21 protein-coding genes are annotated in these 21,932 nt (G+C 68.7%); 13 read left to right on the top strand and 8 right to left on the bottom strand.

What is annotated here, in order from left to right; all coding sequences use genetic code 11:
• Window positions 1-3 precede the first annotated feature (3 nt).
• Window positions 4-2,181 carry a malate synthase G gene (locus JOE67_RS09435; protein ID WP_204975334.1) on the bottom strand — a complete coding sequence of 726 codons (2,178 nt, stop codon included), beginning with the start codon at window positions 2,179-2,181 and terminating at the stop codon, window positions 4-6.
• Entirely contained in the window at window positions 2,178-2,609 is a 432-nt protein-coding gene (locus JOE67_RS09440; RefSeq protein WP_204975335.1) for a GlcG/HbpS family heme-binding protein, read from the bottom strand. Before JOE67_RS09440 ends, JOE67_RS09435 begins: the two co-directional genes overlap by 4 nt.
• Before the next feature lie 154 nt (window positions 2,610-2,763).
• Between JOE67_RS09440 and JOE67_RS09445 the strand changes: the two genes are divergently transcribed.
• From JOE67_RS09445 to JOE67_RS09455, 3 genes are all read left to right on the top strand, one after another.
• Window positions 2,764-3,507 carry an IclR family transcriptional regulator gene (locus tag JOE67_RS09445; RefSeq protein ID WP_338041556.1) on the top strand — a complete coding sequence of 248 codons (744 nt, stop codon included), beginning with the start codon at window positions 2,764-2,766 and terminating at the stop codon, window positions 3,505-3,507.
• 86 nt (window positions 3,508-3,593) lie between these two features.
• Window positions 3,594-4,172: a PadR family transcriptional regulator gene (locus JOE67_RS09450; RefSeq protein WP_204975337.1), complete on the top strand. Its 579-nt coding sequence runs from the start codon at window positions 3,594-3,596 to the stop codon at window positions 4,170-4,172.
• Window positions 4,173-4,192: 20 nt separating this feature from the next.
• Window positions 4,193-5,836: an ABC1 kinase family protein gene (locus tag JOE67_RS09455; RefSeq protein ID WP_338041557.1), complete on the top strand. Its 1,644-nt coding sequence runs from the start codon at window positions 4,193-4,195 to the stop codon at window positions 5,834-5,836.
• A 92-nt stretch (window positions 5,837-5,928) separates the two neighbouring features.
• Here the strand turns inward: JOE67_RS09455 and JOE67_RS09460 are convergent, their stop codons facing one another.
• From JOE67_RS09460 to JOE67_RS09480, 5 genes are all read right to left on the bottom strand, one after another.
• Complete coding sequence (locus JOE67_RS09460; protein WP_338041558.1) at window positions 5,929-7,362, bottom strand: MFS transporter; 1,434 nt, start codon at window positions 7,360-7,362, stop codon at window positions 5,929-5,931.
• A gap of 40 nt (window positions 7,363-7,402) precedes the next feature.
• Window positions 7,403-7,672: a YHS domain-containing protein gene (locus tag JOE67_RS09465; RefSeq protein WP_204975338.1), complete on the bottom strand. Its 270-nt coding sequence runs from the start codon at window positions 7,670-7,672 to the stop codon at window positions 7,403-7,405.
• Window positions 7,673-7,811: 139 nt separating this feature from the next.
• Window positions 7,812-9,608: an alpha/beta fold hydrolase gene (locus JOE67_RS09470; RefSeq protein WP_204975339.1), complete on the bottom strand. Its 1,797-nt coding sequence runs from the start codon at window positions 9,606-9,608 to the stop codon at window positions 7,812-7,814.
• A complete protein-coding gene (locus JOE67_RS09475) occupies window positions 9,605-10,204 on the bottom strand; it encodes a TetR/AcrR family transcriptional regulator (protein ID WP_204975340.1) in 600 nt (199 codons plus the stop codon). The genes JOE67_RS09470 and JOE67_RS09475 overlap by 4 nt, the downstream gene beginning before the upstream one ends.
• A 56-nt stretch (window positions 10,205-10,260) precedes the next feature.
• The gene (locus tag JOE67_RS09480; RefSeq protein WP_204975341.1) at window positions 10,261-11,400 is read right to left on the bottom strand and encodes a mandelate racemase/muconate lactonizing enzyme family protein; all 1,140 of its coding nucleotides are present in this window, start codon (window positions 11,398-11,400) and stop codon (window positions 10,261-10,263) included.
• A 182-nt stretch (window positions 11,401-11,582) separates the two neighbouring features.
• Here JOE67_RS09480 and JOE67_RS09485 point away from each other — a divergent pair, with 182 nt between their 5' ends.
• From JOE67_RS09485 to JOE67_RS09525, 9 genes are read left to right on the top strand one after another with little or no spacing between them, the layout of a single operon-like run.
• The gene (locus tag JOE67_RS09485; protein ID WP_204975342.1) at window positions 11,583-12,401 is read left to right on the top strand and encodes a transporter substrate-binding domain-containing protein; all 819 of its coding nucleotides are present in this window, start codon (window positions 11,583-11,585) and stop codon (window positions 12,399-12,401) included.
• Between the two features lie 53 nt (window positions 12,402-12,454).
• Window positions 12,455-13,117, top strand: a complete 663-nt coding sequence (locus JOE67_RS09490; protein ID WP_204975343.1) for an amino acid ABC transporter permease — start codon at window positions 12,455-12,457, stop codon at window positions 13,115-13,117.
• Window positions 13,117-13,824 carry an amino acid ABC transporter permease gene (locus JOE67_RS09495; protein ID WP_204975344.1) on the top strand — a complete coding sequence of 236 codons (708 nt, stop codon included), beginning with the start codon at window positions 13,117-13,119 and terminating at the stop codon, window positions 13,822-13,824. The genes JOE67_RS09490 and JOE67_RS09495 overlap by 1 nt, the downstream gene beginning before the upstream one ends.
• Window positions 13,821-14,549 (top strand): amino acid ABC transporter ATP-binding protein, encoded by a 729-nt coding sequence (locus JOE67_RS09500; RefSeq protein WP_204975345.1) that lies wholly within the window; start codon window positions 13,821-13,823, stop codon window positions 14,547-14,549. The genes JOE67_RS09495 and JOE67_RS09500 overlap by 4 nt, the downstream gene beginning before the upstream one ends.
• Before the next feature lie 4 nt (window positions 14,550-14,553).
• Window positions 14,554-16,149: an N-acyl-D-amino-acid deacylase family protein gene (locus JOE67_RS09505; RefSeq protein ID WP_338041559.1), complete on the top strand. Its 1,596-nt coding sequence runs from the start codon at window positions 14,554-14,556 to the stop codon at window positions 16,147-16,149.
• Window positions 16,139-17,653 carry a sugar porter family MFS transporter gene (locus JOE67_RS09510; protein WP_204975347.1) on the top strand — a complete coding sequence of 505 codons (1,515 nt, stop codon included), beginning with the start codon at window positions 16,139-16,141 and terminating at the stop codon, window positions 17,651-17,653. The genes JOE67_RS09505 and JOE67_RS09510 overlap by 11 nt, the downstream gene beginning before the upstream one ends.
• A complete protein-coding gene (locus JOE67_RS09515; protein ID WP_204975348.1) occupies window positions 17,650-18,498 on the top strand; it encodes an aldose epimerase family protein in 849 nt (282 codons plus the stop codon). The genes JOE67_RS09510 and JOE67_RS09515 overlap by 4 nt, the downstream gene beginning before the upstream one ends.
• 4 nt (window positions 18,499-18,502) lie before the next feature.
• Window positions 18,503-19,177, top strand: a complete 675-nt coding sequence (locus tag JOE67_RS09520) for a GntR family transcriptional regulator (protein WP_204975349.1) — start codon at window positions 18,503-18,505, stop codon at window positions 19,175-19,177.
• Window positions 19,174-19,959 carry an SDR family oxidoreductase gene (locus JOE67_RS09525; RefSeq protein ID WP_204975350.1) on the top strand — a complete coding sequence of 262 codons (786 nt, stop codon included), beginning with the start codon at window positions 19,174-19,176 and terminating at the stop codon, window positions 19,957-19,959. Before JOE67_RS09520 ends, JOE67_RS09525 begins: the two co-directional genes overlap by 4 nt.
• A gap of 155 nt (window positions 19,960-20,114) precedes the next feature.
• Here JOE67_RS09525 and JOE67_RS09530 read toward each other — a convergent pair whose 3' ends face one another.
• Complete coding sequence (locus tag JOE67_RS09530; RefSeq protein ID WP_204975351.1) at window positions 20,115-21,179, bottom strand: GGDEF domain-containing protein; 1,065 nt, start codon at window positions 21,177-21,179, stop codon at window positions 20,115-20,117.
• 390 nt (window positions 21,180-21,569) lie between these two features.
• On the opposite strand from JOE67_RS09530, the gene JOE67_RS09535 reads away from it, so the two are divergent.
• Complete coding sequence (locus JOE67_RS09535) at window positions 21,570-21,932, top strand: ArsR/SmtB family transcription factor (RefSeq protein ID WP_204975352.1); 363 nt, start codon at window positions 21,570-21,572, stop codon at window positions 21,930-21,932.

Genomic DNA, 21,932 nt, shown 5'->3' on the forward strand with positions numbered 1-21,932 from the left:
CACTCAGGCCGAGGCCTGCTCGGCCTTCTTCTCGCGGCGCAGGCCGTGCAGCAGCGGCTCGGTGTAACCGCTCGGCTGGGCTGTGCCCTCGACGATCAGGCGGCGGGCCGCGGTGAACGCGATGCCCGGCTGCTCGCCCTCGGCGAAGGCGAGCTTCTCGTAGTTCGGGTCGCCGGCATTCTGCTGGTCGACCACCGGCGCGTAGCGGCGCAGGCTGTCGTCGATCTGCTCTTCGGTGATCACGCCGTGCTGCAGCCAGTTGGCGAGCAGCTGGCTCGAGATGCGCAGGGTGGCGCGGTCTTCCATCAGGCCCACGTCGTGGATGTCGGGCACCTTCGAGACGCCGATGCCCTGGTCGATCCAGCGCACGACGTAGCCGAGGATCGACTGCACGTTGTTGTCGATCTCCTGCGCGACGACCTCGGGCGTGAGGTCTCCTTCGCCCGCGAGCGGCGGAACCAGCAGCGCGTCGAGGGCCTCGTCGCCGGTCGGAGTGAGGGTCGCGCGCACCGCCATCGGGTCGACCTGGTGGTAGTGCAGGGCGTGCAGGGTTCCGGCGGTCGGCGAGGGCACCCACGCCGTCGACGCACCCGACTGCGGGTGCGCGATCTTCTTCTCGAGCATGTCGTGCATGAGGTCGGGCTCGGCCCACATGCCCTTGCCGATCTGCGCGTGACCGTCGAGGCCGCACTCCAGACCGATCGAGACGTTGCGGTCTTCATACGCCTTCATGAAGGGCTGCTGCTTGATGAGCGCCTTCGGCAGGAAGGGACCGGCGTGCATCGAGGTGTGGATCTCGTCGCCCGTGCGGTCGAGGAATCCGGTGTTGATGAAGACGACGCGGTCGGATGCCGCGGCGATGGCCGCCTTGAGGTTCGCCGAGGTGCGGCGCTCCTCGTCCATGATGCCGACCTTCATCGTTCGGGCGGGAAGGCCCAGGAGCTGCTCGGCGCGGCTGAACAGCTCGGCGGCGAACGCGACCTCTTCGGGGCCGTGCATCTTCGGCTTCACGATGTACATCGATCCGGTGCGCGAGTTGCCGCCCCGGTTCGGGCCCTCGAGCTCAGGCAGCGATCCGAGCGAGGTCATGATGGCGTCGAGGATGCCCTCGAACACCTCCTCGCCGTTGCGGTCGAGAACCGCGGGGGTGCGCATCAGGTGACCGACATTGCGGATGAACAGCACGGCCCGGCCAGGAAGGGTGATCTCGCCGCCGTCGGCCGTCTTGTACGTGCGGTCCTCAGCGAGCGTGCGGGTGAAGGTGCGCCCGTTCTTGGTCACCGACTCGCTGATCGAGCCGTCCATGAATCCGCGCCAGTTGCGGTAGCCGAGCGCCTTGTCGTCGCCGTCGACGGCGGCGACCGAGTCCTCGAGGTCGAGGATCGTGGTGATCGCCGACTCGAGGATGATGTCCTGCACGCCCGCGGCATCCGTCGCGCCGATGCGGCCGGAGCGGTCGATGACGATCTCGGCGTGCAGGCCGTGGTGCACGAGCAGCACAGCGGTGGGGCCATCCGCCTCGCCGGCGTAGCCGACGAACCCGGCGGCGTCTGCCAGGCGGCGGTCGCCGCTCTCGGTGCGCACGATGAGGCCGTCGGCGTCGACGGCGTAGCCGGTGGCGTCGCGGTGCGAGCCCTCAGTGAGGGGAGCGATCTGGTCGAGCAGCTCGCGTCCGCGCTCGACGACGGCGGCGGCCCGCGTGAAGTTGAACTCCTTGCCCGGCGCGAGCTCGCCGGTCTGATCGATCGCGTCGGTGCCGTACAGTGCGTCGTACAGCGAGCCCCAGCGGGCGTTGGCGGCGTTGATCGCGAAGCGGGCGTTGAGCAGAGGCACGACCAGCTGAGGGCCGGCCATCGTCGCGATCTCGGGGTCGACGTTCTCGGTGGTGACGGCGACGTTCTCGGGAGCCTCGACCAGGTAGCCGATCTCGGTCAGCAGCGCACGGTAGGCGTTCTTCTCGGGCACACCCGGGTTCTGGCGGTGGAACTCGTCGATCTTCTGCTGCAGCTCATCGCGCTTCGCAAGCAGTTCTGCATTGCGGGGCCCGAGTTCGTGGATGATCGCACTGGCGCCGGCCCAGAACTCGTCGACGTCACGCCCGCTCTCGGCGAGCGCCGCCTCGGCGAACTCGACGATGGGGGCGGCGACCGAGAGATCGGCGCGACTGAGGTGCGAGGTCATAGTTCCATTCCTTCTGTTCGAGCGCCGATCCGGCGCAGGGTCTCCATGGCGATCTCCGCGTCTTGAGCGGGTGTGCCGCCGGCGACACCGAGTCCGCCGGCATGCTGATCGCCGAAGTAGATGGGGAAGCCGCCGTCGATCGTCGTGAGCAGGCCGCCCGTGCCGAGCGGCAGCGCGACGGCGACCGCTTCGGGGATGAGTGCGGTGCGACGGCGGGTGGATGCTGCGGTCGCGGCCTTGCGACGACTCGTCTCGACACTGTGGGGCGTCGCGCCGTCGGCCATGCCGAACGCGATGACGGTCATCGAGGGGTCGGCCACCGACACCACGGGGCGCACGCCGTGCTCGGCGCCGATCTGCATGGCGAGGTCGACTGCCTGTGCCGCCGTGGCATAGGTGATGGCGACGATCTGACGTGTGCTCGACATGTCTCTCCCCTCTAAAAGTGCAGTACCAGATTAGGCAGGCGTGCACCTTTTGGAGCGGCGATTTCATATGATGGAACTCATGGAGGGAACAGCCGCAAACCCAGGTTCAGCCGCCGCAGCGACCGGTTCGACACCGGCAGGGACGGTGCAGTCCGTGACGCGTGCCTTCTCGCTGCTGGAGGCGCTCGCGGCATCCGGAGGAGAGGCGTCACTGGCATCCATCGCCGGCCGCACCGGCCTCGCCGTGCCGACCGCGCACCGCCTGCTCGGCACGCTCAACCATCTCGGCTACGTGCGACAGCTCGAAGACCGGCGCTACGCTCTCGGCGCGAGCCTGATCTCGCTGGGCCGGCACGCCGTGCCGCCGCTCGCCGACGCCGCGCTGCCGCTGCTGCGCCGGCTCGAAGACCAGTTCCACGAGACCGCGAACTTCGCCGTGCTCGACGGCGACCTCGTGCTGTACGCCGGTCAGGTCGCGTCGCGTCAGCGTATGCGCATGTTCACCGAGATCGGACGGCGTGTTCTGCCGCATTCGACCGGCGTGGGCAAGGCGATGCTGTCGACCATGCCCGAGCGGCAGGTGCGCGCGCTGATCACCCGCACCGGTCTGCCGCGGTTCACGCCGCAGACCATCACCGACGAAGAGGCGTTCATCGCCGACCTGCGCCGTGCGCGCGGGCGCGGCTTCGCCGCCGACGACAGCGAGCAGGAGGTCGGCGTGCGCTGCATCGCCGTCTCGGTGAAGGGCATCGGACAGCCGGCCGCCGTCTCGGTCTCCGGCCCTGCCGCTCGCATCACCGACGCGACGGTCGTCGAGGTCGTGCGGGCGCTGCGCGAGGCGGCCGAAGAACTCGCCGTGCTCGCTGCCGAGCGCGGCGTGGGAGATCCGGGGTTCTGAGAACCAGCCCTGAGCCGGGCGCGACCTCTTGTCTAACGACTGTCAGCGACATATCGTTAAGCATCGTTCAGCAACAGGAGGTCATCATGAACGGATCGTTCCCCTCCAGTGGGTTCACCTTCGGATCGAGCAACGGCGCGGGCAATCCGCTCGCCGGCGTGTGGGAGGCGGTCGAGCAGCTGCGCAACGGCTTCGAGCAGCGCACGGGCGGCTCGCGCATGGCCCGCGGCGATGTGCGCGCGGCGGTCATCTCGCTGCTCGCCGAGCGCCCGATGCACGGCTACCAGATCATCAGCGAGATCAGCGAGCGCTCGGGCGGCGCATGGAAGCCCAGCGCCGGCTCGGTCTATCCGACCCTGCAGCTGCTCGCCGACGAGGGCATGATCACCGCCACCGAGCAGGGCGGTCGCAAGACCTACTCGCTGACGGATGCAGGCATCGCCGAGTCCGAGGAGCTCGCGGCGAAGCCCGCGCCGTGGGAGGGTGCAGGTCAGCGCAGCAGCACCGGCTCGGGTCATCTCGGCGGCCTGCCGAAGGCCGGGATGGAGCTCGCCAGCGCTGCCGCGCAGCTCGGTCGCACCGGCACTCCCGAGCAGGTGAAGGAGGGCGTCGAGATCCTCGAAGACGCCCGGCGTAGGCTGTACGCGATCCTCGCCGAGGGGTGATCCCGCACTCAGGGGGTTCTGTGCACCAGGCTCGCTATCGCCGCATCCTGCGCTTCGCCGCGCGTGCGTTCGCGCAGATCTGGTGGTTCGAGCTGGTGCTGCCGCGCCTCGGCCTCGGCCGGGTCGCGGATCGCACCCGGGATGCCAGGATGCTGCGCCTCGCGCGCCGCTTCCGCGGCCTCGCCGTCGAGCTCGGCGGCCTCATGATCAAGGTCGGGCAGTTCATGTCCTCGCGTCTTGACGTGCTCCCACCGGAGATCACCGCCGAGCTCGCGGGGCTGCAGGATGAGGTGCCCGCCGAGCGGTTCGACGACATCAGGGCGGCCGCAGAGGCCGAACTGGGGATGCCGCTCTCGCACGCGTTCGCCTCGTTCGATCCGGCGCCTGTCGCTGCGGCATCCCTCGGTCAGGCGCACCGCGCCACCCTCTCGCCCACCGACGCCGCCGACACCGGACTCGACCGGGTGATCGTGAAGGTGCAGCGGCCGGGGATCGACGAGATCGTCGCCGTCGACCTCGCAGCCCTGCGGCGGGTGGCCAGGTGGGCGCAGCGCGTGCGCGCCGTCTCGTCGCGGGTCGACGCACCCGCCTTGGTCGAGGAGTTCGCCGAGACCTGTCACGAGGAGATCGACTACCTGCACGAAGCTGCGAGCGCCGAGCGCTTCGCCTCGGATTTCGCCGATGACGCCCGGGTCTCGGCGCCGGCGGTCGTCTGGGAGCGCTCCACGCGCCGCGTGCTCACGCTCGAAGACGTCACCGCGATCAAGATCAGCGACACGGTCGCGCTGCGCGCCGCAGGCATCGACCCCGCTGAGGTCGCGCAGGTCTTCGCGCAGGTCATGCTCGACCAGGTGTTCACGCACTCGTTCGTGCACGCCGACCCGCATCCGGGCAACATCTTCGTGACGCCCTCCGCGGATGGCGGATGGCGACTGACGTTCATCGACTTCGGGATGATGGCCGAGGTTCCTGACACGATCCGCGCCGGACTGCGCACTCTGGTGATCGCCGTCGCCTCGCGCGACAGTCACGGCCTGATCGTCGCTGCGCAGCAGATCGGCGTGCTGCTGCCGTCGGCGCAGACGGCAGAGCTCGAACGTGCGCTGACCATGCTGTTCGCGCGGTTCGGCGGCATGGGGTTCAACGAGCTGCGCGATGTCGATCCGCGGGAGTTCCAGGATTTCGCGCGGGAGTTCGGCGACACGGTGCGGGCGCTGCCCGTGCAGTTCCCCGAGAAGATGCTGCTGCTCATGCGCGCCGTGTCGCTGACCTCAGGCATGTGCAGCGCCCTCGATCCGACGTTCAACATCTGGGAGCCTGTCGAGCCGTACGCGACCAAGCTGCTGCGCGACGAGAGCGGCGGGATGCTGCGCGACCTCGGCGCGCAGAGCATGACGAACATGTCGACGCTCTGGCGCCTTCCGGCCCGCGTCGATGCGGCTCTCAACCGCCTCGACTCGGGGTCGCTCACCTTCGACATCTCGAGCCTCGAGCTGCGGCTCGACCGCATCATCCGCGTCGCCTACCGTGCGGTGTCGGCCGTGCTCTTCGGGGGGATGCTGATCGGCGGCGTTCTGCTGCTCGAACCTGCATCAGGGTGGGGCGTCGGTCTGATGTGCGCCTCGGTCGTGCCGCTGCTGCACGCCGTGTTCGGGCGGCGCTGAAGCGCCGGCGGGCAGGGGGTCGAAGCGAGGGCGGCGGACACGACCCGCCGCCCTCGCCGTCTTCTCGGCTAGCGCACCATTCGCTCGGCGTCTCAACCGGCAGAGCGCCCGCGGAAGAAGATCATCGTGAGCAGCGCGCCGATCAGAGCCAGCGCGCCCGCGGCGATGAAGGCAGCCGAATAGCCCTGCGTGAGCGCTACCGGGTCGCCCAGTCGGCTGGCGCCGAACGCGGCGGCGATCGCCGACACGACGGCGAGTCCGACGGCCGAGCCGACCTGATAGCTCGTGTTCACGATTCCCGAGGCCAGTCCACCCTCTTCCGGCGGGGCCGCGGCGATCGCGGTCTGCAGCGACGGGATGAATGCCAGTGCCTGACCGAAGGCGACGACCAGCGACGGCAGGAACGCGTCCACCCAGTAGCCCCCATCGGGGCTGACGAACGCCATCCACCCGAGACCAGCCGCGAGGACGAGCAGACCGACGACGATCGGCACCTTGGGGCCGAAGGCTGCGATCACCCGCGGCGCGAGCAGGATCATCCCGACCATGATGAGGGTCGTCATCGGCAGCAGAGCCGCGCCGGCGGGGAAGGCGGTGAAGCCCAGCACCTGCTGCAGATAGAGATTCAGGAAGAACCACATCGGAATCCACGCGGCTCCGAGCATGACCTGGGCGACGTTGGCGGCGCCGAGGTTCGGTGAACGGAAGATCGACAGGCGCACCAGCGGCTCGCGCTTCACGCGCTGGATGATCACGAAGAGCATCAGCAGCAGCACGCCCAGGCCCAGTGCGATCCACGGCTCGGCGGATGCCCAGCCGGCGGCCTCCGAGCGGATGATGCCGTACACGAGAGCCGCGAGACCCACCGTGACGGTGAGCGCGCCCATGGTGTCGACCGATCCGCGCGCCCCCACCTTGCCGCCGGGCAGCGCCTTCCACATGAAGATGAGGATGACGGCCGCGATCGGGATGTTGATGTAGAAGACCCACGGCCACGAGGCGAACTCGGTGATGACGCCGCCGAGGAACACGCCGGCGGTGCCTCCGGCGGGGGCGGCCGCACCGTAGAACGCCATGGCCCTGGTGAGCTCTCGGGGATCGGAGCCGAACAGCATCATCAGCATGGTGAGCGCCGCAGGGGCGATGAGCGCCGACCCTGCGCCCTGCAGCACGCGCCCGATCAGCTCGACGGGCACGTCGCCGGCGACCCCGGCCACGAGCGAGCCTATGCCGAGAATGACCCAGCCGAGGGCGAACATCCGTCGAGGGCCGAACAGGTCGGACAGGCGACCGCCGAGCAGCAGCAGGCCTGCCAGTGCGATCACATAGGCGTTGAACACCCATGAGAGCGTGTGGGGGGAGAAGCCGAGGGCGGCCTGCATCTCGGGCAGGGCGACACCGATGATCGACGCGTCCATGATGACCATGAACTGCGCCAGGGCGATGATGGCGAGGCCCCACCACCGCGCGTTGCCACGCGGTGCGGCGGTGCTCGCCGTGGGGATGTCTCTGGTTGAGGTTGACACGATGAATCCGTTCTGGGGGAGATGCGGGGGATGGGGGAGGTCACGCCACGTGGGCGGCGTACCTGGCGGGGTCGGCGTCGAATGCGGGCGCGCAGCCGGCGCAGCAGAAGTGGTACCGACGGCCGTCGTGGTCGCGGAACAGTCCAGCCGCCTCGGCGGCCTTCCTGTCGACGGGCGTGCCGACCATGACCGGACAGGTGGTCGGTTCGTCGGTCGCGTGCAGCAAGCTCGGTCGGCCCTCGGCGGATGCTGCGGGATGGGGGGCTCCGGTGCTGCAGCAGGTGCCGGTGGCGTTCGTGTCTTCGGTCATTGTTCGTCGCGTGCCTTTCGCCTCGGGGTCGGATGCCGATGGCATCCTTGATACCCCCGGGGGGTACTAAGAATATACCCCCCGGGGGTATTCCCGAAGGCTCGGGATACGGCGCCGACGCTCGCGTCCCCGAGCGGGCTCAGCGCACGGTCAGCGGCGTGAGCAGTCCTGCAAGAACCTCGGCGTGCGTCAGCTGCGGGTGGTGTCCGGCCCCGGGCAGCGTGAGAAGCTCGACGTTCCCGGCCGACGCAAGCATCTCGATCGCATCGGGAGCGAGGGGGTCTCGGCTGCCGGTGATGATGCGGACGGGCCCGTCGAAGCGCATCAGAGCGGCGGTGAGCTCTGCCCGCCACCGCGCTGATCGCGTGCGTGCGAGGTGATCGGCCGCAGCGCCGCCCGTGCGCCTGCGCAGGTCGTCGGCACTCGAGGCGAGTTCTGGAGCGCTGTGCGCGGACCCGGTCAGCCGCCGCGAGAGGCGCCTCGCGTCGGTGTGGCGCAGCGCGGTGCGCACGAGTGGTCGCAGAGCGGTCCAGCTGCCCGCGGGGCTCTGCAGGAAGAAGGGCGCGATCAGCGTGAGCGAGCCCACCCGGGCGGGGAACCGGTCGGCGGCGATCACCGCCGCCGCCGCGCCGAGCGAATGCCCGACGAGGTCGACGGGCTCGTCTCCCAGTACCGCCGGAAGCCACCGCCCCCAGTCCGAGATGCCCGCTCCGCCGCTGAGGCCGAGGCCCGGAAGGTCGACGATCCGCGCGCCCGTGGACGATGCGACCCCGCCCCAGGTGTCGGCGTTCACGGGCAGACCCGGGAGGATCAGGCTGCTCGCGCCCGGCGTGCCGAGCTCGAACGTCCTCACACCGGCGACGTCGACGAACCGGCGGGCATGACCCGCGGCTGCGCCGAAGCGGTGGGCGGCCATGTGGTCGGCCCATCTTTCGAGGGACGTCCCCACATCGGGCATCCCGATCCCGTGCCGAGCGGCGAGGTCAGCCGCCGGCCCGGTGGGATAGCGGTCGTCCGACATGAACGTGAGCGTCTCGGGGTCGGCCTTGGTGACCCACGCCGGCAGGCGGCGGATGACGCCGACCGGCATCCTCACGCGTGGCACGCGTGCGCCCAGGTGGCGACCGAGGTGAGCCAGCATCCGCGCCAGCGGTGGGGTGCTGTCGTCGAGGATCCAGTACGCCTGGCCGACGGCCGCTGGATCGACGGCTGCAGCGACCATGAAAGCCGCAAGGTGGTCGACCGTGACCACGGGAAGGAACGTCGAGTCGTCTCCCGGCAGCGCGGTCATCGCGCCGTTCCAGAGCTGCTCGATGGTGGCGGCCAGACCCACCTGCTGGTCGGACTCACCGGTCGCGCTGTCGCCGATCACGGTCGACGGGTTGACGATGGTCCACGCGAGCCCGCGTTCGGTGGCGACCGCCTGGAAGATCGCGTCTGACTCCATCTTCGAAGCCTCATAGGCGCCGAGCTCTGCATAGAGGACATCACGATGCGCATCCGACCACGGAACTGCCGCAGGATCCTGACCGCCCACCCGATATCCCGACACGTGGACTATTCGCTGCAGGTGGGGCAGCCCTGTCGCGAAGTCGATCAGCTTCTCGACGATGCCGACGTTCGCGCCGCGCGCCTCCTCTGCTGTCATCCCGAAGCGATACGAGCCGGCGCAGTTGTGGATCTCGGTGACCGAGCCGAATGAGGACGGGCCGCCGGGGACGATCTCGGGGGCATCGAAGTCCACGATCACGATGCTCAGGTCGTGTGTCAGGCCCTGTCTGCGGAGCCACCGCTGCACGCGGGCTCCGGATTCTGCTGTCCGGACCGCGGCCGTCACGCTCGCGCCCTGCTGCGCGAGTGCCAGGATCACATGCCGGCCGATCAGCCCCGATGCTCCGAAGACCAGCGCGTGGCGGGGCGCGTCGTTCCCGCTCATCGATTCTGCTCCGCCGACTGGCAGCGCTGATCGATAAGGGTGGCGACGACGTCACCCGCCGCGATCAGCGGCTGCGTGCTGCGCATCGCGCGAGACACGATGACCGCGCCTTCGATCGTCGACACGACCACGGTGGCGAGCGACCGGGCGTCCTCCGGCTCCAGGCCCTCCCTCATCAGGAGGGCAGCCGTCGGGGTGATCCACGACTCGAATGCCGACGCGCAGGCCGCGCGCAGACGCTCGCTCTCGGCGCCCATCTCGAGAGTGACGACCGAGACCGGGCATCCCAGCCGGTAGTCGCTGTCGGCGACGATCGCCGCGAGCGTCTCGATGACGGCGCGGGCGCCGCCCGCCGCGCCGCCCGCCGCGGCTGCGGACTCCGAGATCAGCGACTCGAAGCGATCCGCGGCGAGCTCGACCGCCGCGACGCCGAGCCCCTCCTTGCCGTCGCGGAAGTGGAAGTACAGCGAGCCCTTCGGTGCTCCGGCATGGTCGATCACTGCATTCAGGCCGGTGCCGCTGTAGCCGCTGGTCTGGATGAGCTCGAGCATCGACTCCGCGAGTCGGCTTCTGGTGAGGGCGCCTTTTGAGGTCATGGTCCAAGAATAGACCAGTCTATATATTCGACGTGAATCGGCGCCGTTGCGAGCCGTCAGTCTGCGGGGGTCGAGAAGCCCGGACGGGTGCCGTAACGGGCGAGAGTTTCGTGGTCGAGCGTCACGCCGAGGCCGGGGGTGGACGGGATGTCGAGGAAACCCTCGTCATCCAATGTCCATCCGCCGAGGATCAGGTCGTCGACGTACACCGAGCCCGTCTTGTACTCCACGAGGTCGGTCGATGACAGTGCTGACGCCAACTGCAGGTCTGCGGCGAGCCCGATGCCCGTGTTCCAGCCATGTGGAATGAGGCGGATGCCCCGGTCCTGAGCCATCCAGCCGATCCGGCGCGACTCGCTGAGGCCGCCGCCTTTCGTGGTGTCCGGCTGCACGATGTCGAAAGCGTGCCGGTCTAGGTACGGCTGAAAGCTCTGCCGCCGGGTGAGCACCTCGCCGCCGGAGATCCGCACGGGAGAGGTGGCCCGCAGTTCGGCGAAACCGTCAAGATCATCGGGGGCGAGGGCTTCCTCGAACCAGGCGACGTCGTAGTCGGCGAGCATTCGCGCGGTCCGCTTCGCCCAGGCGAGGTCGCCGGGGAAGAACGCCTCGGACCCGCCGGCATCGACCGCGAGCAGGCGATCGCCGACCGCTGCCCTCGCCGCAGCGACGGTTGCTTCGTCGGTCGCCGCGTCCACACGGCCGAACTTCCACCAGCCGATCTTGAAGGCAGTGAATCCCGTGGTGACGAGTTCTTGGAGGTTGGCCGTCATCGGGTCGGCCTCGTCCATCAGCACAGAGGCGTACGGGCGAACCCGGTCGCGGTGCCGGCCGCCGAGGAGGCGGCCGACCGGCTGGGACCCGACCTGTCCAGCGATGTCCCAGAGGGCGATGTCGATCGCGCTCGTCGCGTGAGTGAGCGAGCCCCCACGACCCATCCAGAAGGCCGTCTGGTGAAGGGTCTCGGTCAGGCGCTCCACCTCGCGGGGGTCTTCGCCGATGAGGTGAGGGGAGAGGAGATCGATTGCGCCGCGCACCAGATTCTCGGTGGTGAAGGCGCTGCCGACTCCCACTGTCCCCTCGTCCGTGTGGACCGCGACAAGTGTGTGAACGATGTCGTCCGGCTGGAGTTCGTGCGACCACCCGCCCTCGGGCGTGGCGCCTCGCAGGCCGCAGGTGTCGATTCGAGTGATGCGCATGAAGACCTTCCAGGGGTGATGGGGAAAGGCGGTCCATCCCCGGAAAGGACGATAGTCGATTGTCGACAAAGTGGCAAAGTGTGGGTAGTGTCTGTTCCGGCACCCAGCAGCGGTGCGACAAGCGATCCACGGCGTTGTGCTCGATAGCAGCGCCGGTGGCCCGAACCCGAAAGGCACGAACAATGAAGTTGACGCGCATCCTGGCCGGCGTGGCGATGGCCACGACAGCCGCCATCGCCCTGACCGCGTGCACCTCGAGCGGCACCTCGGCAGCAGGGACGCAGAAGAGCACGCTCACGACGGTCCTCGAGAAGAAGACGCTCGTGGTCGGTGTGTTCGCCGACGCCCCGCCCTACGGAGTCCTGAAGAGCTCGGGCGAGTATGAGGGCTTCGACATCGACGCTGCCCAAGCGCTCGCCGACTCCCTCGGCGCCAAGATCGAGTACGTCTCCACGACCAACGCCAACCGCATCCCGCTGCTCGAGACGGGCAAGGTCGATATCGTGATCGCCGCGCTCACCAACTTGAATGAGCGCGCCCAGAAGGTGGCGATGTCTCGTCCGTACGCGGCCGAGGGGCAGGTCGTGCTCGTGCCGTCGGACAGCACCATCGCTTCCTACGACGACCTCGCGGGACGCGCCGTCGCAGCGACTCGCGGCAGCGTGCCTGCGACCATCCTCGAGAACCGCTTCCCGGATGCGAAGGCCAGTCTGTTCGAAGCAGTCGCCGATTCGATTCAGGCGTTGCGCAGCGGCAAGGTCGACGCGCTCATGGAGAGCAACTCCGTCGCGCAGGGCATCCTCGCCGACTCCGGGGACGAGTTCGTGATCGTGGATGCCCCGCAGCTGAGCCCCTCTGTGGTCTCCATGGGGATGAGGCAGGGGGATCAGCTGTGGCTGAACTACGTCAACAACTTCATCCTCAACTACAACATCAGCGACGCCGCGAACGACTCATATAACGAGTGGCTCGGCACCGACGTCCCCGAGCTCATCAAGTAGCGACCTCCTCGGGTGCCCCGCCCGCGGGGCAGGGCACCCGGATCGGACAACTCATGCAACTCTTCTTCGGGGATCTGGTCCCCCACGCGCCCGCGTTGCTCGCCGGTCTCGGCGTCAGCGCGCTGATCACCCTCGCGGCCGTGCTCATCGGTTCGCCGCTCGGCGTCGTCGTCTACCTTCTGCGGGATTCGCACAACGCGATCCTCCGAGCCGTCGGCGCCACATACGTCGAGGCGATCCGGAACACCCCCCTGCTGCTGCAGCTCTACCTCATCTACTTCGCGCTCCCCTCGGTCGGGGTCAACCTCGATCCGGTGACGGCGGGTGTCATCGCCCTGAGCGTCAACAACTCGGCATATCTCGCAGAGATCTACCGCGCCGGTTTCGAGGCGATCCCCCGGGGGCAGATCGAGGCGGCGGACGCGCTCGGGTTGTCGCGTCGCACGACGTTCCTCCACGTGCGACTGGTGCCCGCGCTGCGCAACGTGCTTCCGTCGCTGACCAACCAGGTGATCCTGCTCTTCCTCGCCTCGTCGATCGCGTCCATCGTTGCCGTGCCTGAGCTCATGCACGTGATGATGGGCATCACGACGACCACCTTCCGCACCATCGAGACGTTCGTCGTGGGCGGTCTCCTCTACTTCGTCGTCGCGTTCCTGATCGCGGGAGCGTCCCGTCTCATCGAGACGCGCGGCATCCGTTGGAAGGTGGCCTGATGTTCACGTCCTTCGACCTCCCCGACCTCCTGCTGATCCTGCAGGGCGCCTCTGTGACGCTGCAGATCTGCGTCCTGTCCGTGCTGCTCGGCGGCGCCGTGGGCATCGTGTCCGGCATCCTCGCTGCGAGCCCTTACGCCCCGCTGCGCTGGATCAGCGCGATCTGGGTGGGCGCTATTCGCGGGGTTCCCGTGCTGCTCATCATCTTCTTCGTCTACTTTGCTCTGCCGCTGATGTCGGCCGGAAGCAACGTCCCCGACTACTGGGCCGCGGTGCTCGCCCTCACCATCTTCGCGTCGGCGTACATCAGCGAGATCGTCCGCGGAAGCATCCAGGCGATCCCGCGCGGGCAGTTCGAGGCGGCACAGGCGCTCGGACTCTCATGGCCGCAGCAGCTCAGCTACGTCGTGATGCCGCAAGCCGCGCGCATCATGGTGCCACCAGGGATCGGCTTCCTGGTCGTGCTGATCAAAGACAGCTCGCTCGTGGCCGTGATCGGCCTGATCGAGCTGACCAGGGCCGGCAACATCGTCGCCTCGCAGACCGGGCAGCCGATCCTCGCCTACCTGGTCGTGGGTGCGTTCTACTTCGTCATCTGCTTCGCCCTCTCCATCGCCGGTCGGCGATACGAACGTCGACTCACCGTCCATGCGCGAGCCCCCCGGGTGGAAGACGCGCTCACCCCTTCACGAGGAGACTCGAAATGATCACCGTCACCGATCTGCGGCTCAGCTTCGGGCCCACCGAAGTGCTTCACGGCATCACCTGCGACGTTGCGGAGGGCGAGGTCGTCTGCATCATCGGTGCCTCCGGATCAGGCAAGAGCACACTGCTGCGGTGCATGAACGGCCTCGAGACCCCCAGCTCGGGGAGCGTGGAGGTGAACGGTCACGTGCTCACCTCGAAGGAGCGGCGGTCAGACCTCGCGGCCGTCCGACGGGATGTGGGCATGGTGTTCCAGCAGTTCAACCTGTTCCCGCACCTGACGGCCAGGGAGAATGTCACGCTCGCCCCGCGCAAGGTGCTCGGGCTGAGCGCTCAAGAAGCCGGCGCCCGCGCGGACGCCCTCCTCGCGAAGGTGGGTCTTGCCGCGAGAGCGGATGCCTTCCCAGGGAACCTCTCCGGCGGACAGGCGCAGCGCGTGGCGATCGCGCGGGCTCTCGCGATGCAGCCAGACGTGATGCTCTTCGACGAGCCGACCTCGGCGCTCGATCCGGAGATCGTCGGCGAGGTTCTGTCGGTGATGAAGGGACTCGCCGCGGAGGGCATGACGATGGTCGTCGTCACTCACGAGATCGGGTTCGCGCGCGAGGTGGCCGACCGGGTGATCTACATGGATGACGGGCGGATCGTCGAGAGCGGGACTCCGAACGAGCTGCTGTCGAACGCGCAGACCGAGCGTGCCCGCGCGTTCCTCGGAAAGGTGCTCTGAGCTCGTGATCGACGTCGTCATCCGCGGTGCGCGCGTCATCGACGGCTCTGGCGCCCCGGCCTTCACGGCGGACATCGGCGTCGCCGGTTCCCGCGTCGCTTTCGTCGGGCGCGCTCCGGGCGCCGCGCCCGCAACGGAGATCGAAGGGGATGGCCTGCTGCTCACGCCCGGCCTGATCGACCCGCACAGTCACAGCGATTGGTCGATCCTCTCCAATCGGGATGCGCTGAGCACGGTGCACCAGGGGGTCACAACCGAGATCGTGGGGAACTGCGGCGTCACGTACGCGCCGATCGCGAAGGGCGACGAAGAGACCGCTCGCCGTGCGCTGGCCGCATTCGGGTACCAGGGCGACGTGCGGTGGCGGTCGTTCGCGGACTTCCTCAGCGTCGTCCACGACGGGGGGACGGCGCAGAACCTGGCGTGGTTCGTCGGCCACACGGCTCTGCGGCGGGCGGCCGAACGCGAACAAGGCGACCTCATCGCAGGGATGGAGAAGCACCTGCATGGGGCCTTGGAAGCCGGGGCGCTCGGCTTCACCTCCGGACTGGAGTACGGAGCGGGGCGCACCGCCACGACGGGGGAGCTGGAGGCGCTCGCCCGTGTGGCGGGACGCTACGGCGCGATGTACGCCAGTCACATCCGCAACCGCGACGCGGCGCTGGCAGAGGCCGTGGACGAGTTCTTCCGCGTGGTGCACGCGGGAGAGGTGCGCGCACAGCTCTCGCATCTCAACGTCCGCCACGGCACCGGTGCTGCCGAAGGCGCCTGGCTGGACGCGGTGGCGCGGCTGGAGAGCGAACTGCGCTCCGGGGTCGATGTGCTGGCCGACATGACGCCCTATCCGCACGGGATCGGTCTCGCTGCCGGGTTGTTGCCCGACTGGCTGCTCTCCGCAGGCGAGGGAGCCGCAGCGGAGGCCCTCAGAGATCCCGCCGTGCGCAGGCGGGTGCGCGAGGACTTCGACCGGTACTGGCGGTTCGTGCACCGCGGCCAATGGGATCGGGTGCGCCTGGCTGTCAGCCCCGCCACTCCCGAGTGGGAGGGGATGGTCTTCCCCGACATCGCCGCCGCCAACGGCACAGACGAGTGGGATGCCTACTTCGACGTCATGGCCGCGGCAGGAGGCGATCTGGGAACCGTCCAGCTCATGGGCTCGCTGTTCGAGCCCGAGCACGTGGCGGAGGCCGTGCACCATGACCGCTTCCTGCTCGGCGTGGACGGGTTCACATCGCGGCGTGACGGCGTTCTCGGCGCGCGCACACCGCACCCACTGTTCTTCCACGGCTCGCAGCACTTCCTGAGCCATCACGCGCTGCGTGTCGGAACGCTGACTCTGGAGGCCGCCGTGCACAAGATGACGGGAGCGGTCGCGGCGCACTTCGGCCTCCGTGACCGGGGGCTCGTCGTCGAGGGCGCCTTCGCCGATCTGGTCCTCTGGGATGAGGCGCTGCTGAGGGATACCGACACCTTCGTCATGCCCGAGAGTTACGCCACCGCAGCCCGTCACGTCTGGGTGAACGGCGTGCCGGTCGTCTCGCACGGAAGTCGCACCGTGCACCGCCCAGGAACCCGATTGGAAAGATCAGATGTCCACTGAATCGTCGATCGCCAAGGATGATGGCCCGTCTCGCAGGACGCGTCGCGGCGCTCTCTGCAGCACACCATCCGGCCCCGCTGAGCACGGCCGGCTGACCCCGGCGGTGACGTGGTTCGCCGTCGCTGCTGCCGTCGGCGGGTTCCTCTTCGGCTTCGACACAGCGGTGATCAACGGCGCGGTCACGGCGCTCGAAAGCAACCTCGGCCTCGACGCGGTCGGCCTCGGCGTGGTCGTCGCGGTGACGCTGCTCGGTGCAGCGCTCGGGGCGCTCGGCGCCGGGTGGCTCGCCGACCGGATCGGGCGACCCCGCACGATGCTGGCTGCAGGCGTGGTGTTCTTCGTGGCGGCGATCGGCTGCGGACTCGCGCAGGGCGTGATCGATCTGGCCGCCTGGCGTCTCGTGACAGGCATCGCGGTCGGTTTCGCCACCGTGCTCGGCCCGTTGTACATCTCGGAGATCACCCCCGCGCACGCCCGCGGACGGCTGGCGTCGATGCAGCAGATGGCGATCGTGCTCGGGATTTTCGCAGCGCTCCTCTCCGACAGCGGCATCGCCCTGTCGCTGGGCGGTGCGGATGCAGAGGTGTTCCTCGGGCTCCCGGCGTGGCGCTGGATGTTCATCGCCGGGGTCGTCCCCGCCCTGATCTACCTGATGCTGGCCCTCGTCGTCCCGGAGTCCCCGAGGTACCTGGTCGCTCGTGGGCAGGTGAGCGCGGCCCGGCGGGTGCTCATCCGCCTGCAGCGCGTCGACGAGACGGAGGCGCGCGTCCTCACGGATCGGATCGCGGAGACGCTGCAGCACAGGGAGTCCGGACGCTTCCGCGACCTGCTGCACAAGCGGCACGGGCTTCTCCCCGTGGTGTGGGTCGGCATCGGCGTCGCGGCCCTGCAGGCTCTCGTCGGCATCGATGTGATCTTCTACTACTCGACCTCGCTCTGGGAGTCGGTCGGATTCGAGGAGTCCGCCGCATTCGGGCTGTCGGTGTTCAGTTCCTTCATCAACGTGGCGGCGACGGTGGCTGCGATAGTGCTGATCGACCGGGTCGGTCGACGCGTGCTGCTGCTCACAGGGTCGGTCGGGATGTTCGTCAGCCTCGTGCTCGTCAGTATCGGGTTCTCGACCGCGCGCATCGTGGATGGTGCACCCCAGCTGGGAGGGGTGTGGGGGCCGATCACCCTGATCGGTGCGAACTTGTTCGTCGTCGCGTTCGCCGTGTCCTGGGGGCCGGTGGTGTGGGTGCTGCTGGGCGAGATGTTCCCGAACCGCATCCGCGCGGTCGCGCTCTCGGTGTGCGCCTCGGCGAACTGGCTCGCTGGCGTGGCGCTGAACTTCTCCTTCCCCAGCCTGCGGGATGTTTCCCTTCCCGGTAGCTACGCGCTGTACGCGGTGACGGCGGCGCTGTCGTTCGTGCTCGTCTACTTCGGCGTCGAGGAGACCAATGGGCGCTCCCTCGAGGAGATGCCCGCGAGCGCCGGCAGCGCCGAGGCGGAGGGGACGGCGTGACGCTGCCCCGGCATGTGCTCCGCGTCGGCGGTGCCCGGGCGACGGTGGCGCCTGCGCACGGTTGCCTGATCGCCGAGATCGATCCCGGGCCGGGGAGTCTGCTGTGGGCGGACGGCCGGCAGCCCCGCCTGCTGGAGGCGTCGAGGACTGTCGGCGAGGCATCGGCGCGCGAGTTCGACGATGAGGTGCTTGTGGGCGGCTGGTTTCCCATGTTCCCCAGCGCGGGGATCCCGACTGCGACCACGCAGCAGCACGGCTGGGCGCCCCGGGTGGCCTGGACGGTGCTCGATAGCTCGGAAGCGCACGTGGTGTGCACTGTCACCGGGCGCTTCTTGGATGGGGGTGTCGCGGAGCTGACGCGGATCGTGACGCTAGAGACGGACGCCCTCACAGTCGCCACCACCGTCCGGAACGCGGGGAGCGGTCTGCGGTCGTTCACGTGGGGTGAGCATCCGTGCTTCTCGCGTGACATGTTCGCGGACGGGCACGTTGTCTTCGCGGGAGAGCGGGTGGCCGCAGTGCCGCGTCGCGCGGACGAGAGCGAGGGGCATCTGTGCCGCCAGGGGCACGGGGCGTCGGCATCGGTGATCGGCGCGAAGCTGACCGTCTCGCTCATCGACGAGGCGGGGACCCTGCCGCACTGGCTGCTCTGGCACAACTACACCGCGGACGAGCTGCCGCGCGCCGACACGCTCGCGTGGGAGCCATCGACGGCGCCTGGCCTCGGCTTGGGAGACGCACTCGCCACCGACACACTGCAGCGTTTGGGCCCGGGAGAGACCTTCCACGCGACTCTCCGATGCGAATGGACTTTGTCGACAATCTCTCGATCGTCGGTACGATGACATGATGACCGGACTCTCCTCGCTCCCCTCCGTGCCTGCCGCTTCGCGCCGCGAGCGTGTCGCCGAGATACTCCGAGAGGCGATCACCACCGCCGATCTCGAGCCGGGGCAGAAGCTCACCGAGCTCGAGCTCGCCGCACAGCTGGGCACGAGCCGCGCGCCCGTGCGCGAAGCGCTTCGTCAGCTCGAGCAGGAGGGGCTGGTCGTGTCGTATCCCTACCGGGGAACCGAGGTCCTCGGCGTCTCGCAGGAGGAGATCGAGAATGTGCTGGTGCCCATCCGCATCGCGCTGGAGCGCTTCGCCTTCGACAAGGCGATGTCGGCGGTGGCCGACGAGGACGTCGCCGGGCTGAACGCGATCATCGAGAGCATGGACGAGGCGGCGTCGGCGGGAGACCTCGCCCGTCTCGCCGACGACGACATCCGCTTCCACGAGGCCATCGTCGTGCTGTCGGGCCAGCAGCACTGCCTGCAGATCTGGCGCACGATCCAGCCGCGCGTCCGGGCGTACTTCCGGCGGGATGCGAAGTACCACGGCGATTCCCACGCGGTGGCGGAACAGCATCGGGACCTCCTCCGCGCGCTGCAGAGCGGGGACAGCGAGCTCGGACGCCAGGCGATCACCGAGCACATCCGCACCCACTTCTCGTCGACCGCGGCCCGGGGGTCCGACCGGTGACCACGGTCGTCGTCACCGGAGCCGCCTCTGGGATCGGCCGTGGCATCGCGCTCGGCGCGGCGAAGCGCGGCCGGCACGTCGCCCTGCTCGACATCGATGAGCGGGCGCTCATGGAGACCGCGGCGGCCGTCGCCACCGCGGGCGCAGAGATGGCGCTTCCGCTGGTGTGCGATGTGAGCGATGAGCAAGCGATAGGCGCCGCGTTCGCATCGATCGCTGCGCAGCTTCCCCCGATATCGGGGGTCGCGGCGAACGCCGGGATCGAAGTGAGCGAACCTCTTGTGTCCGCGAGCGTCGAGTCGTGGGATCGCGTGATGGCCGTGAACCTCCGCGGAACCTTCCTGACATCGCGGGCGGCGGTGAACTACTGGCGCGCCCGAGGAGAGGGCGGGTCGCTCGTATGCGTCTCGTCGCCGTCGGCATTCGTCGGCTTCGCCGGTGGCGCCAATACCGCGTACGGAGCGTCGAAGGGCGGGGTCTCGGCGTTCGTGCGGGCGGCCGCGCTGGATGCCGCACCGGATGGCGTGCGCGTGAACGCCGTCGTTCCCGGAGCCACGGACACCGACATCCTCTACTTCGGTCTGGAGGGGGCGGCGTTGCTCGATCGGCGTGTGGAGCTCGAGGAAGCCGCGAAGGCGCAGATTCCTCTGGGGCGGATGGCGCGGCCGGAAGAGATAGCGGATGCGGTGCTGTGGCTGCTCTCCGCAGAGAGCGCCTACGTCACAGGCAGCCACCTGATCTGCGATGGCGGCCTGCTGGCGAAAAGCGCGAACACCTTCTAGGCGCGTTGGGGACCCGGGTCCTCGCCGCGTCCCGCCATCTGCCTGTCCTTCGTCCTCGCAGACGACGCGAATGGTCGCGGCTGCTGCGGCGCGTACCGCTATGCGTCGATCAGCGGGAGAGCGATCCCGCGGCTGGTCCGCAGCGGGGAATCCGCTTACGCCGAGAGAAGCGCGACCGTCTCGGATTCCTGCCGCCGACTCGGGGCGCCGGTCGCCGAGCCCTTTTCGGCGTACATCGCTCTGTCGGCACGGTCGAGCGCGCCCTCGATCGTGTCGCCGGGGTGCACCTGCGTGACGCCCCACGACCAGGAGTGGCTCGCGTACTCACGCAGCCGCGCCATCACGACGCGCGCCTCATCCTCATCGGTCTCGGGAAGCAGCATGGCGAACTCGTCACCACCGAGACGGCCGACGATGTCCGTCTGGCGCGACAGCGACATCCACTGCGCGGTGAGCGAGCGCAGCACGTAGTCGCCGGCGGCGTGACCTCCGCCGTCATTGATCGACTTGAACTTGTCGAGGTCGAGCACGGCGATGGCGAGCGGCCGCTGATGGCGGGTCGCGCGACGCATCTCGAGCTCGGCCTTGGCGATGAATCCTCGACGGTTCAGCGCACCGGTCAGAGGGTCGGAGTGCGATTCCAGCCGGATGCGGTGACGCACGAAGAGCCCCGCTTCGAGGCACAGCCAGGTGAAGAGTGCGGCGCCGATGATGTTCGCGGGGCCGAACACACCACCCGCCGCCGCGGCGAACGGGCCGACGGCCGTCGCGACGCCGAGGACGACGAGGAGGGCGAACTCACCGGCGCGGGCGATTCTGGCGCCGTAGAACCAGGAGAAGAACATGGCCATGAGCGGCAGCTCCTGCAGCGCTGCGATCGCGTTCTGCTGCTCGTCGGAGAAGCCGAGGTAGTACACCGAGACGAGGGCGTGCGCGACGACGAGCGCCATCCCGACCCAGTGCGGCAGTTCGATGCCGATGAGCGCGACGAGCGCGAAGACCCCCAGGCCGATCAGCGCCGTCCCGCCCGAGAGCACTTGCTCCCACAGCGTGATGTCGGTCTCGAAGAGCTCGATGATGCCGAGCACGCCGAACAGCAGGAAGAGGCTGGCGGTGACGACGGAGTATGTCGACGTGCGCTCGCGGACGTGCTTCAGCCAGCCGGCACGCAGCCAGCGCAGCTCTTCTGCGTCCTCGACATGGATCGCTTGAGTGACCATGGTTCCCTCCCGTTGGTCCCGCCTTCAGTCGCGGCGCGCTCGGCGCTTCGGATTCCGACGAAGGTGGCTGTGCTTGACGGCGCCGCCAGGGCGGCGCGCTTCGTTTCCGTTCACAACGACCGCCCCCGAGGACGCGGTTTCCCCATGCCGCATCCCCGAGGCGGTGACATCACTGGGGGGAGTGATGTCCTGTCCTCAGCTCGTGGCGGTCCCCCATGTCCCGTCGAGCCGAGTTCCCCAGGTACCCAAGCAATATATCAGGATTTCATCTCTCTTGTCCCCCTTTTGGGGGACAAGATTGTGGACAGGATTCCGGTGTCGCTCAGCGCGTGCGCCCGGCCGACAGGAACCTCTTGACACAGGCATCCGCCTCGCATAACGTACAACCAAATGGTTGTACAAACAGAACTCAGCGAAGCGGAGATCGATCGTGTGTTCCATGCACTCGCGATCTCGACCCGGCGCGACATCCTGCGCCGGACGATCGAGCGCGAGCAATCCGTCTCCACCCTCGCGAGCGACTACGAGATGTCGTTCGCGGCGGTGCAGAAGCATGTCGCCGTCCTCGAAGAGGCCGGCCTCATCGTCAAGCGCGCCGAGGGACGCGAGCGGCTCGTCCGCGCGAACCCCGAGATGATCGCCCGTGCGCGGGCGCTTCTCGCCCGATACGAAGAGCTCTGGCGAGCACGCATCGCCCGGCTCGACGACCTGCTGGCCGAATCAGCATCCGACACCTCCAACGAAGGAATGTGA

The sequence above is a fragment of the Microbacterium esteraromaticum genome, from assembly GCF_016907315.1.
Lineage (GTDB): Bacteria > Actinomycetota > Actinomycetes > Actinomycetales > Microbacteriaceae > Microbacterium > Microbacterium esteraromaticum.